Raw genomic sequence first — 12,136 nt, forward strand, 5'->3', positions numbered from 1 at the left:
GCGGCGCCCTTGTGTGGGGTGTCACATTGCCGTCTCTCGGCTTAGGATGGGTTTAATTACCGACCGTTCGGTCAGTTCTACCTGTCGTCGAGAGGACCCCATGGCTGCCACTGAGACATCTGCGGCTGCGCGTCTGCTGCCCAGCTACATCCAGGACACCTGGTGGACTCCGGAGGATCCGGAGAAGGTCAGCGAGATCCTCGACGCCTCCACCTCCGAGCCGGTCTGCCTGGTCTCCACCGAGGGGTTGGACACCTCAGCGGCCGTGGCACACGCCCGCTCGGTCGGCCAGCAGAGCCTGGGGCAGCTGACCATCCACCAGCGGGCGCTGCGCCTGAAGCAGCTGGCGGCCTACCTGCATGAGCACCGCGAGGAGCTCTATGAGCTCTCCGACCGCACCGGCTCCACGCGCCGGGACCACCTGATCGACGTCGACGGCGGCATCGGCACCATCCGCACCTTCTCCTCCAAGGGTCGCAAGGAGCTTCCCAACGCGAATGTCATTCTCGACGGCGCGGTGGAGCAGCTCTCGCGCGACGGCTCCTTCATCGGTGAGCACATCTATACCCGGCTCACCGGGGTGGCCGTGCAGATCAACGCGTTCAACTTCCCGGTCTGGGGGATGCTGGAGAAGTTCGCACCCAGCTTCATCGCCGGGGTGCCCACCATCGTGAAGCCGGCCTCACAGACCGCCTATGTCGCGCAGGCCTGCGTGCGGCTGATGATCGACTCCGGGCTGATCCCCGCCGGCGCGCTGCAGCTGATCTCCGGATCCGCCCGGGACCTGCTGGACCATCTGGACCACCGCGACCACGTGGCGTTCACCGGTTCTGCGAACACTGCACAGCTGCTGCGCTCCCACGACAATGTCGCGAACCACGGCGTGCGCTTCACCGCGGAGACCGATTCGCTCAACGCCGCCATCCTGGGTCCCGACGCCGGCCCGGACACCGTGGAGTTCGACGCCTTCATCAAGTCGGTCACCCTGGAGATGACCGCGAAGACCGGACAGAAATGCACCGCGATCCGCCGGGTCATCGTGCCCTCGGCCCAGGTGGATCCGGTGGTGGAGGCGCTGCGCTCCCGGCTGGACTCCCGGGTGGTCCTCGGTGATCCGCGCGACGCCGAGACCACCATGGGCCCGCTGGCCTCGCAGGATCAGCGCGACGAGGTCGCTCGCGCCGTGGACACGCTGATCAGCGCCGGCGGCAGCGTCCGCGTGGGCGGACCGGAGTCGGGCACCGGGGCGGCCGACGCTGACCGCGGCGCGTACTACCCGGCCACCGTGCTCTCCTTCGCCGAGGCCCGCACCCCTGAGGTGCACGCGGTGGAGGCCTTCGGACCGGTCACCTCGGTGCTGGGCTACACCGACGTCGACGACGCCGTGGACCTCGCCGCGCTCGGCGGGGGATCCCTGGTCGCCACGGTCTGCACCCATGACCCGGAGATCGCCGCCGAGTTCGCCCGCGGGATCGCCTCGCACCATGGGCGTGTGCTCTTCCTGGACCGCGACGACGCCAAGACCTCCACCGGTCACGGCTCACCGCTGCCTCACCTCGTCCACGGCGGCCCCGGCCGAGCCGGCGGCGGTGAGGAGCTCGGCGGGATCCGCGCCGTGAAGCACTACATGCAGCGCACCGCCGTCCAGGGCTCACCTGACCTGCTCACCGGGGTGACCGGTGTCTGGCACCGCGGCGCCAAGGCCGTGACCGCCACCCCGGAGACCGTGGCCGATGGCACCGCCGTGCACCCCTTCCGGAAGTCCCTGGCGGAGCTGCGGATCGGGGACCAGTTCGCCTCCGGGCTGCGCACCGTGGCGCTGGAGGACATCACCTCCTTCGCCGAGTCCACCGGTGACACCTTCTACGCCCACACCAATGAGGAGGCGGCGACGGCGAACCCGTTCTTCCCGCGCCGGGTGGCCCACGGCTACCTGTTGGTGGCCTGGGCGGCCGGGCTCTTCGTGGAGCCGGCCCCGGGACCGGTGCTGGCGAACACCGGTCTGGAGAACCTCTCCTTCCAGACCCCGGTCACCTACGACGACTCGATCCGGGTCACGCTGACCGCCAAGCAGATCATCCCGCGTGAGACCGACGACTATGGCGAGGTCCGCTGGGACACCGTGCTGCACAACCAGCACGATGAGATCGTCGCGACCTATGACGTGCTGACCCGGGTGGCGAAGCAGAACAAGCCCGAGTGGACGTGAGCGCCGTCGTCGTCGAGAGGGGCTGCCCGGGGGTCGATCCAGATCTGACCCCGGGCTGAAGCCAGCCTCACCGCAGGCTGGTGCTCGGGCGGACTGTGCCGCCGGATGACGCACCGAAAGGCGCGAGGGCGGGGCTGGGGGATGATCCCCGGCCCCGCCCTGCTTCATGCCCGTGAGAGCACCAGGTACTGTGAGGTGCCATATCGCAACGGCCCGCAGACGGGCCCCGGCTGAGGGAGGGGGTGTACCCGGTGTCCTCTGGAACCCAAGAACGCGCTGCCTCCGGGCGGGGCATGCGCCTCGCCAAACGCTCTGGCCACCTGCTGAGCCGGGTCGCGGTCTTCCTGCTGATCTGGTTCGGGACCGCCCTGTTGATCGCGGCGACCCTGATCCGCGTCTTCTGGGGTGAGATCACCGTGGCGCAGATGATGCTGAACCTGGTCTCTGTGGAGACCGACGGCGGCGGCGGCGCCCTGGTCTGGATCTGCATCCTGGGCATCGGCGTGCTCCCGCTGCTGATCACCATCGCGGTCACATCAGCGCTGCAGGTGCGTCGCCGACGGCGTCTGAGGCGCGACCCCCGCCAGCGGTTCCGCGAGCACTGGCTGATGCGCACCGTCCGGGTGACAGCCGGAGCCAGCGTGGTCGTCCTGGGTGCCGCGTCCTTCACATCCTCGGTGAGCCTCGCCGACTACCTCCAGGCGGCGAACTCTCAGTACAGCCTGGACCAGTTCCACGTAGAGCCGAGCGTGACCGGCGGGTCGGATAAGCGCAACCTGGTCCTGATCTACCTGGAGAACGGCGAGGCGACCCTGGAAGACACCGAGCTCTTCGAGAAGGACGCCTTCGACCCGCTGCAGGAGGTCACCGACCCCGCTGACGGCTGGCAGAGCGTGGAGTCCCTGCGGGAGTACGCCGGCGGAGGGTGGACCATGTCGGGCCTCGTCGCCACCCAGTGCGGGATCCCGCTGGGCGGTATCATCTCTGCCGCCAGCAGTGGCGCCCTGGACGGGCGGACTGAGGAGTCCAAGACCTACCTCACCGGCACCACCTGCCTAGGTGACGTGCTCGAGCAGCACGGCTACACCAGCGTCTTCCTCGGCGGGGCCAACTCATCCTTCGCCGAGAAGGACACCTTCCTGAAGACGCACGGCTACTCCGAGGTGAAGGGCCTGGCGGACTGGCGCGCCGCCGGAGAGCCGGAGAGCAGCTTCCGCAGCGACTGGGGCCTCAGTGACCGGAGGCTGATGGCCCACGCGACCGAGCAGCTCGACGAGCTGCACGCCGAGTCCGAGGCGAGCGGGCAGCCGTTCAACCTCTCGGTGCTCACCCTGGACACCCACGGGCCCACGCATGTCTTCGACTACTGCGATGTTGACACCCGCGACCCGACCACATCGGTGTTCGCCTGCTCCATGGCCGAGGTGGCGGGCTTCGTGGAACACATGGAGGACCAGGGCTACCTCGAGGACACCGCCGTGGTGATCATGGGCGACCACCTGAAGCAGATCAACGCCGGCGACGCCTTCCAGGACCAGCTGCAGGACCACCCGGATCGCACCATCTTCAACCGGATCTGGATCCCTGGCGCGGACGGGTCCACACCGTTGCGCTCCGAGGTGGATCAGCTGAGCATGTACCCCACGCTGCTCGATGTCGCAGGTCTCAGCGTGGCGGATCGGGAGGCGGGACTAGGGGTCTCCGCGTTCTCCCCCGAGGTGCCCGATGACTCGGCGCAGTCCTTGAATCCAGAGGCTTACCTCGAGCTGATCACCTCGCGCTCCGCAGAGTTCTACTCCCAGGCCTGGGGCGCCCCCTAGCGCAGGGCAGCCTGTGACGCGGGTCGCGCCGCAGCTGGGATGGCGGCGCGCAGCGAGGGTGTGCTGAGAAGCTGTCCTGCGTGGACGTATTCTCATGCAGATGGGCATGAACTCTGAGCGGCGCTTCGATCCACCCTGCGGTCCGGTCATCGGCCGTGTCCTCGGGCCGGTGGTCAAGGCGTCGGGGATCCCCTACGCGCGGGCCCAGCGGTTCCAGGCGCCGCACCCGGTGGCTGACTGGTCCGAACCCCGCCTCGCGACGGATCCGGCACCGGCGTGTCCGCAGTGGCGGATCAGGGAGCTCGAGTCTGTCTCCGGGAGTCAGACCGGAGGGCTGCCGCAGCGGGAGGACTGCCAGAATCTCACGGTCACCCTGCCTGAGGACCTGCAGGACGGAGAGCTGCTGCCGGTGATGGTGTGGATCCACGGCGGCTCCTACATCACCGGGGCCGGCGACGCCCCGATCTACGATCCCGCGGCCCTGGTGAGCGAACAGCGGGTCGTCGTGGTCGCCGTGACCTACCGGCTGGGCGCCTTCGGGTACCTCGGGGGCCCCGGCCGCACCATGAACCTCGGCCTGAGGGATCAGCTCAGCGCCCTGGAATGGGTCCAGCGCAACATCAGCTCCTTCGGCGGTGACCCCGACGCGGTCACCGTCTTCGGTCAGTCCGCCGGAGGCGACGCCGTCGCGCACCTGATGGCCACCCCACGAGCCGCGCAGCTCTTCCGCCGGGGCATCATGCAGAGTCCACCGTTGGGGATCTCGCGGGGCCGGGAGAAGATGACCGCGGCCATGTCCGCCGCAGGCCCACAGCTCTCCGATCGGGCGTCCATCAAGGAGGTGCTGCAGCTCCAGGAGAAGGCGCGCGCCGCGGGGGCCAGGTTCGGGCTGCGCGGGCTCATGCCCTTCGGCCCGGCATTGGGAGCCTCCCCGCTGCCCCCGGAGACCCAGGTGGATGACGCGTGGCGGGCCGTGGCGCCGGATATCGACATCATGATCACACACACCGCCGAGGAGACCCGGCTGTTCATCCCGGTCGCGCATCCGGTCCGCTGGGTCCGCGAGCTCCCGGTGCTCGGCGCCGGCGCCACCAGGCTGCTGAGCACGCTGGCGACCCGTCTGATCTACGTCACCGAGATCCGCCGTTTCCTCCGGCGCCACTCTCGCGCCGGCGGCCGGGCGCACTACTTCGTGGTCCGCTGGGCCGCGCCTGGAAACTTCTACGGAGCGGCCCACGGGATCGATCTGGCGCTGCTCTTCGGCACCCGGGAGAACACAGCGGGACTGGAGCTGCTGCAGGGAGCCTCCTGGGAGGAGCTTCAGGAAGCGGGACGGGCCGTGCGAGCGCTCTGGGCGGGGTTCGCTCGAGGATCGCGGCTGCCCGAGCGCGGCAGCATCCCCGGGGTCTCGGCCTGAGCGGCGCGCCCGGAGGAGATGCTGCCGGTTCGCTCAGCGGCTGATCACATGCGGCTGCGCCACCTCCTTGAGGCCCTGCAGGCCGAACTCCAGACCGAAGCCTGACTGCTTGGCGCCGCCGAAGGGCACCCGCGGGTCGATCGCGCCATGCTTGTTGATCCAGGTGGTGCCGGCCTCGATCCGTGCGGCCACCTCGGTGGCGCGCTCCGGGTTCGAGGACCAGACGGAGGAGCCCAGCCCGACCTCGAGTCCATTGGCCCATTCGATGGCCTGCTCCAGATCGGTGTAGCGGATGATCGGCAGTGCCGGCCCGAACTGCTCCTCCAGGACCAGCGGGTTCTGCGGATCGATATCGGCCACCAGGGTGGTGGGATAGAAGAAGCCTGGGGCGTCGTCGTCGGGGTCAGCTCCGATCAGCACGCGGGCACCGGAGTCCTTCGCGGCCTCCACCAGCCGGGCGACGATCTCACGCTGCTTCGCGTTCTGCAGCGGCCCCAACACGTTGCCCTCTTCCAGGCCGATGCCCATGGGCATCTTGGCCGCCACCTCGGTCAGCGCCTGGCAGACCTCGTCATAGATCGAGTCCGGGACGTAGAGCCGCTTCAGCGCCGCACAGGTCTGACCGGTGTTGATGAAGGCGCCCCAGAACAGATCCTCCGCGATCGCCTGCGGGTCGGCGTCGTCCAAGACGATCCCGGCATCATTGCCGCCGAGCTCCATGGTCATCCGCTTCATGGTGTCTGCGGCCGTCTTGATGATGGCCTTGCCGGTGGTCACCGACCCGGTGAACATGATCTTCGCGATGTCCTGATGCTCGGTGAGCTGCCTGCCCAGGGACCCGTCGCCGGGGACCGCGATCAGCACATCGGCTGGCAGCGCCGAGTTGAGCACCTTCACCAGGGCCAGCACGCTCAGCGGGGTGTACTCGGAGGGCTTGATCACCACGGTGTTGCCCATCCGCAGGCTGGGCGCGATCTGCCAGATCGAGATCATCATCGGCCAGTTCCAGGGCCCGATGGCGCCGACGACGCCGAGCGGGCGGTAATGCAGCTCGGCGTGGCCGGACTCATCATCGAGCAGCACCTCCGGCTCCACCGGGATCGAGGCCGCGGTGCGCAGCCAGGCCACGCAGGCGCCGACCTCGAAGCGCGCGTTGGGCCCGTTCAGCGGCTTGCCCTGCTCGCGGGAGAGCAGCTGGGCGAGCTCCTCCGCGTGGGCCTCCACCGCATCGGCGGCGGAGTGCAGCGCGGCCTGCCGCGTGCTGTGACCGGCGGCGGCCCAGGCGGGCTGGGCGCGCGCGGCGCGGGCCACGGCGTCGTCGAGGTCCGCGGCCGAGGTGAGCGGTGCGTGGCCGATGAGCTCGCCGGTGGCGGGGTCGTGGATCTCCTGGCCCTGGGAGGTCGTGATCTCCTCAAGCAGCGTGGTGGTGGTCATGGTGTTCTCCTTGGTGGCGTCAGCGGATCTGTTCAGGTCTGGTGCAGGTCGGTGGTTCGGGCTCAGCGGCCCAGCAGCAGGTCGGCGGCCTTCTCGCCGATCATGATCGAGGGGGCGTTGGTGTTGCCGCTGGGCAGCGCCGGCATGATCGAGGCGTCTGCCACGCGCAGCCCGGAGACCCCGCGCAGGCGCAGCTGCGGGTCCACCACGGAGAGGTCGTCGACCCCCATCCGGCAGGTGCCCGCCTGGTGGTGATAGGTCCCCGCCATCGCCCGGGCGTGGGCGCGGACCTGATCGCGGGTCTGCAGCGGCGCTGCGGGGCTGAACTCCGCCTTGCGGTAGGGGGTGAGCGGATCCTGGGCGCCGATCTCCCGGCAGAGCTCGATGGCGTCGCAGAGCGCCTCGAGATCGTAGTCCTCGGCGAGCAGGTTCGGGTCCAGCAGCGGCGCGAGCCGAGGGTCCGGGCTTGTCACCCGCAGCGTGCCGCGGGAGAGCGGCCGCACGATCCCTGCATTGATAGTGAACCCGGCCTCGGGTACCGCGCCGCCGTCGGTGGGATAGGGGAAATGCATGAAGAGCGGCTGGATGTCCGGTGCCTCCTCCCGGGTCTGCTGGCTGTGCGCGAAGAGCTGGGCCTCGAGCAGGTTGTGCCGTCCTTCCGCCAGCGGTTCCGGGGACTCGTAGATGACACTGGCCAGGACGTGATCGTGCAGGTTCTTGCCCACCCCGGGCAGCTCAAGGACCGTGCTGATCCCCGCCTCGCGCAGGTCGGCGGGATCACCGATCCCGGAGTGCTGCAAGATGCTCGGGGAGCCGATGGCGCCGCCGCAGAGCACGATCTCCGCGGTGGCGTGCGCGACCTGCGTACCCTCCGAGGTGCTGTACTCCACCCCGGTGGCGCGTCCGGAGTCCACGGTGATCCGGTGCACCAGGGCGTCAGTGGTCAGGGTCAGCCGCTCGTGGCCCAGGATCGGGTGCATGAAGGCCCGCCAGGGGCTGTGCCGCTTCCCATCCTTGGTGGTGGTGTGGTTGAACCCGGCGCCGGAGAGCTGCGCGCCGTTGAAGTCCTGGGTCTCGGAGATGCCGAGGATGCCGGCGGCTTCGACGAAGGCCTCGGAGCTTGCGTGGCGGTTCACGATCTTCTCCACGTGCAGCTCACCACCGGCACCATGGAACTCCGATGCTCCGTCTTCATGGTCCTCGGAGCGCTTGAACAGCGGCAGCACGTCCTCCCAGCCCCACCCCTCACACCCGGCGGCGGCCCACTTGTCATAGTCCGAACGGTGGCCCCGGATGTAGATCATCCCGTTGAGCGATCCGGACCCGCCGAGCACCTTCCCGCGCGGCCAGGCGATGCTGCGGTGTCCCGCGTGGATCTGCGGCACAGTGCTCAGCGCCCAGTCGGAGACGCCCTGCATCAGCATCGGCCAGCCCTGTGGACTGTGGATGTTGGGATCCTCATCGCGGCCCCCGGCCTCGATCAGGTGGACGCTGTGGCCGGCGTCGAGCAGGCGGCGGGTGATCACGGATCCGGCGGATCCAGCGCCGATCACGACGTACTCGGAGGTCATGGTCTGATTCACGATTCTCAGCTCTCCTTGGCTCAACGGGGCTCGGGGGTCCGGTGCAGTGCCCCCCAGCATCGCGGCGCGGCCCTTCTCCGCCTTGATCCCAGGCGCACGGAGCTGTGCATGAGGTGCACGGTTGTGGCGGGGATCACAGGCCGGTGGGAGGATGGGAAAATGCTGATTGCCGAAGGGGCCGCCCGATGAGCACGACGACGGGGCAGCTCTGCTTCGATCCCGGCCCGCTGGCGCCTCAGGATCGCTTCGAGGCCTGGCGGCACGCGGTGAGCACCGCCTTCGTCCCGCTGGACGCCAGCACCGAGGATCCGCGACAGTTCCACGGCACCCTGACCGGGCTGGCGCTGGGCTCGCTGAGCGTCGCCGGGGTGGGCGGCGACGCGGTCACCGTGCGGCGCAGCCGCCAGGCGATCGCGGCAGGAGACCCCGGCGTGTTCAAGTTTGCGCTGCAGGTCCAGGGCAGCTCTCTGGCTCGGCAGGACGGCCGGGAGGCCCTGCTCTCGCCCGGAGACCTGGTCATCTATGACACGCGCCGCCCCTATGACCTGGTCTTCGGCGAGCCCTACCGGATGTTCGTGGTGCAGATCGCCGTGGAGCATCTCGGGCTCTCCGCCGAACAGGCCCGGGCGGTGGTGGCGCAGCGGATCCCGGGTTCCGCCGGTCTCGGCGCGCTGACCTCCTCGCTGCTGAGCAGCCTGGACGAGCAGCTGCAGAAGGGTGAGATGGCCCCGGACCCGCGGGCCGCCTCCGCGGTGCTGCAGCTGGTCCAGGCCACGCTGCTCTCCAGGTTCCGACCCGCCTCCGAGGTGCCGACCCGGGATGTGGTCTATCTCGAGGCCGTTCGGCACATCGATGATCACCTGGGGGATCCTGATCTGGGGGTCAGCTCGGTGGCACGCGCGCTGCATGTCTCGGTGCGTTACCTGCAAGGCGTCTTCGCGCAGGAGGGCACGACCATCAGCGAGTGGATCCGCCGGCGCCGGCTCCAGCGCTGCCGGATGGAGCTCGGTGACCCCTCCCAGGCGCACCGCTCCGTGAGCGCGGTGGCTGCCCGGTGGGGGTATCCGGAGGCGTCAAGCTTCAGCCGGGCCTTCAAACATGAATACGGGATCTCCCCGGGAGCATTCCGACGCGAAGTGGCGGGTGGCTGAGCTCAGCGTCCGTGGAACACCGGCTTCCGCTTCTGCTGGAAGGCGGCGAAGCCCTCTGAGTAGTCCGCAGAGTCACAGAGCCGGCCCTGGGCGTGGTTCTCCGCCTCCAGGGAGGCCCACAGTCCGATCCGCTGGTCCCTGACCGCGGCCACCAGCGCCTTGGACTCCCGAAACGCCAGAGTCGCCCCGGCTGCGGCCACGGCGGCCTTCCCCCGGGTGAAGTCCAGCAGCTCATCGGCGGGCACTGCGCGGGAGAAGAGCCCTGCGGTCACCGCTTCGGCCCCGGACATCAGATCTGCGGTGTAGATCAGGTCCAGGGTTCGGTGGGCGCCCAGGCGTTCGACGAAGAGCGCGTGGCCGCCGGAGTCCAGGGTGGCGCCCAGTGCGGCGAATGGGGAGCCGATCTTCGCGTTCTCGGCCACGTAGACCACGTCGGTGGCGATCGCCAGGCCCAGTCCCACACCCAGGCAGGCGCCCTGCACCGCGGCGAAGGTCGGAGCCGGGAAGGCCGCCATCCGGCGCATCAGGGGAGTGACCTTGTCCTGGAGGTAGCCCAGCGCGTCGTCGGTGGCGGGCACCACGTGGGAGATGTCCCGGCCGGCGCAGAAGCCCTTGCCCTCCCCGCGCAGCAGCAGCGCCCGGACGCCGGCGGCCTCAGCCTCCTGATAGGCGGCGTCGAGGGCGTCGAGCGCGCCCTCATCCAGAGAGTTCAGCTTCTTCGGAGCGTCGAGGACGATCTCGGCGACGCCCTCGCTGATGGTCAGGTTGATCATGGGTCTCCAGGTGTGGGTGGCAGGCGTCGGGGTGTGCGTAGGCGTCGTCCTCGCGGGGCTCAGGCGTCGTGGTCGCGGTGCTCAGGCGTCGTAGTCGACGACGAGCTGCTTGGAGGTGGGCCGGGTCTGGCAGGTCAGGACGTAGCCGGCGTCGACCTCGTCGGATTCCAGCGCGAAGTTCTCCTCCATCTCGAAGTCCCCGGAGACCACCTTGGCGCGGCAGGTGCCGCAGACGCCGCCGGCGCAGGCGAAGGGGACATCGGGACGTGCGCGCAGCGCGGCGTTGAGCACGGTCTCGCCCGAGGCCACCGGCGACGCGATCTGGCCGGTGAGCCCGTCCAGGGTGAACTCGATCTGCACGTTCTCACCCTCCGGGTCGGCTTCGACCTTGCGCCCCTGCTGGCCCTCGGGGCGGTCCGGGCGTCCGGTGGTGAAGAGCTCGAACCGGATGTTGTCCTCCTCGACGCCGCGCGAGGCCAGGGAGTCCCGGGCCATCTGCACCAGCTCGAAGGGGCCGCAGAGGAACCACTCGTCGGTGTCCTTCACCCGCAGCACCTTGTCGAGGAGGTCGCTGAGCTTCTCCTCGTCGATCCGTCCGGTGAGCAGCGGGTTGATCCGCTGCTCACGGCTGAGCACGTGGTGCACTGCGAGCCGGGAGGGGTAGAGGTCCTTGAGGTCGCCGAGCTCCTCGGCGAACATCACGTCAGACGCGGAGCGGTTGGCGTAGACCAGGTCGAAGGTGGAGTCCTTCGAGGCAGCCAGCACCGAGCGGGCGATCGCCATGATCGGGGTGATCCCGGAGCCGGCGGCGAAGGCGACCAGGTGCACGTCCGAGCGCTGCGCCACGGCCTCCTCAGCGAGTTTGGCCGGGTTGTTCATCGAGGTGATCGCGGTCTTGGAGACGAACGCTCCGGAGGGGTTCATCACCTCCATCTGATCTCCAGGCTTGAGCGACTCGTTGGCCCAGTTGGAGAAGAGCCCGCCGATGTCGCGCTTGATCGCCACCCGGATCTCACCGGGAGTGGGTTCGGTGCAGATGGAGTAGGAGCGACGGACCTCCTGGCCCTCAAGCTCGGTGCGCAGCGCCACGTACTGACCCGGCGCGTAGTCGAAGTCCTCCTGCAGCTCCGGCGGCACCGCGAAGGTGACCTCCACGGAGTCCGAGGTCAGCGGTCGGACCTCGGAGACGGTGAGCGTGGTGAAGGTCGCGCGGCGGCGGGTGGTCGTGGACATCAGTGCACCTTGAAGTGGTCGAAGGGCTCCAGGCAGCTCCGGCACTGGTAGAGCGCCTTGCATGCGGTGGAGCCGAAGCGGGTCATCTCGCGAGTATTGGGGGAGTCACACCGGGGGCATTTCACACTCAGCCCCACCCTGACCGGTCCCAGTGCGGCCTTGCCGGTGGGCGGGGCGATGCCGTATTCACGCAGCTTCGCCTTGCCCTGCTCGGTCATCCAGTCGGTGGTCCACGCCGGATGCAGCACCGTCTCGATGCGCACCTTCTCATGCCCGGCATGGCGCAGCGCGGCGGTCACGTCAGCGGTGATCGTGTCCATGGCGGGGCAGCCGGAGTAGGTGGGGGTGATGACGACGACGGCGGTGCCGTCGGGCTCCACCGCGGCCTCGCGCAGGATCCCGAGATCGGCGATGCTGAGCACCGGGATCTCGGGGTCGTTCACACTCGCGGCGACCTCCCAGACCGTGGCGTCGGCGGGCAGGGTCACGGATTCTGGTCCCATCACGGCCATCAGC

9 protein-coding genes are annotated in these 12,136 nt (G+C 69.2%); 4 read left to right on the top strand and 5 right to left on the bottom strand.

All coding sequences use genetic code 11. From position 1 onward, the window contains the following. Positions 1–100 precede the first annotated feature (100 nt). The 3 genes from paaZ (at position 101) to HNR11_RS06895 (ending at position 5,446) form a co-directional block, all read left to right on the top strand. On the top strand, positions 101–2,209 hold the full coding sequence (paaZ, locus tag HNR11_RS06885; protein WP_179441682.1) for a phenylacetic acid degradation bifunctional protein PaaZ: 2,109 nt from the start codon (positions 101–103) through the stop codon (positions 2,207–2,209). Positions 2,210–2,460: 251 nt separating this feature from the next. Continuing rightward, positions 2,461–4,029 (top strand): LTA synthase family protein, encoded by a 1,569-nt coding sequence (locus HNR11_RS06890; RefSeq protein WP_343050606.1) that lies wholly within the window; start codon positions 2,461–2,463, stop codon positions 4,027–4,029. 100 nt (positions 4,030–4,129) lie between these two features. Further along, positions 4,130–5,446, top strand: a complete 1,317-nt coding sequence (locus HNR11_RS06895) for a carboxylesterase family protein (protein ID WP_343050607.1) — start codon at positions 4,130–4,132, stop codon at positions 5,444–5,446. 33 nt (positions 5,447–5,479) lie between these two features. On the opposite strand, the gene HNR11_RS06900 is transcribed toward HNR11_RS06895, so the two are convergent. Then, entirely contained in the window at positions 5,480–6,880 is a 1,401-nt protein-coding gene (locus HNR11_RS06900) for an aldehyde dehydrogenase family protein (RefSeq protein ID WP_179441683.1), read from the bottom strand. Positions 6,881–6,942: 62 nt separating this feature from the next. Further along, complete coding sequence (locus tag HNR11_RS06905; RefSeq protein WP_343050608.1) at positions 6,943–8,463, bottom strand: GMC family oxidoreductase; 1,521 nt, start codon at positions 8,461–8,463, stop codon at positions 6,943–6,945. 185 nt (positions 8,464–8,648) lie between these two features. Between HNR11_RS06905 and HNR11_RS06910 the strand changes: the two genes are divergently transcribed. Next, complete coding sequence (locus HNR11_RS06910) at positions 8,649–9,614, top strand: AraC-like ligand-binding domain-containing protein (protein WP_179441684.1); 966 nt, start codon at positions 8,649–8,651, stop codon at positions 9,612–9,614. Between the two features lie 2 nt (positions 9,615–9,616). Here the strand turns inward: HNR11_RS06910 and HNR11_RS06915 are convergent, their stop codons facing one another. The 3 genes from HNR11_RS06915 to paaD form a co-directional block, all read right to left on the bottom strand. Next, positions 9,617–10,387 carry an enoyl-CoA hydratase/isomerase family protein gene (locus HNR11_RS06915; RefSeq protein WP_058888311.1) on the bottom strand — a complete coding sequence of 257 codons (771 nt, stop codon included), beginning with the start codon at positions 10,385–10,387 and terminating at the stop codon, positions 9,617–9,619. 81 nt (positions 10,388–10,468) lie between these two features. Then, a complete protein-coding gene (paaE, locus tag HNR11_RS06920) occupies positions 10,469–11,620 on the bottom strand; it encodes a 1,2-phenylacetyl-CoA epoxidase subunit PaaE (protein WP_179441685.1) in 1,152 nt (383 codons plus the stop codon). After that, positions 11,620–12,132 (bottom strand): 1,2-phenylacetyl-CoA epoxidase subunit PaaD, encoded by a 513-nt coding sequence (gene paaD, locus HNR11_RS06925; protein WP_179441686.1) that lies wholly within the window; start codon positions 12,130–12,132, stop codon positions 11,620–11,622. Before paaD ends, paaE begins: the two co-directional genes overlap by 1 nt. Positions 12,133–12,136: the final 4 nt, after the last annotated feature.

Origin of the sequence: Nesterenkonia sandarakina (genome assembly GCF_013410215.1) — a bacterium.
GTDB classification, from domain to species: Bacteria; Actinomycetota; Actinomycetes; order Actinomycetales; family Micrococcaceae; genus Nesterenkonia; species Nesterenkonia sandarakina.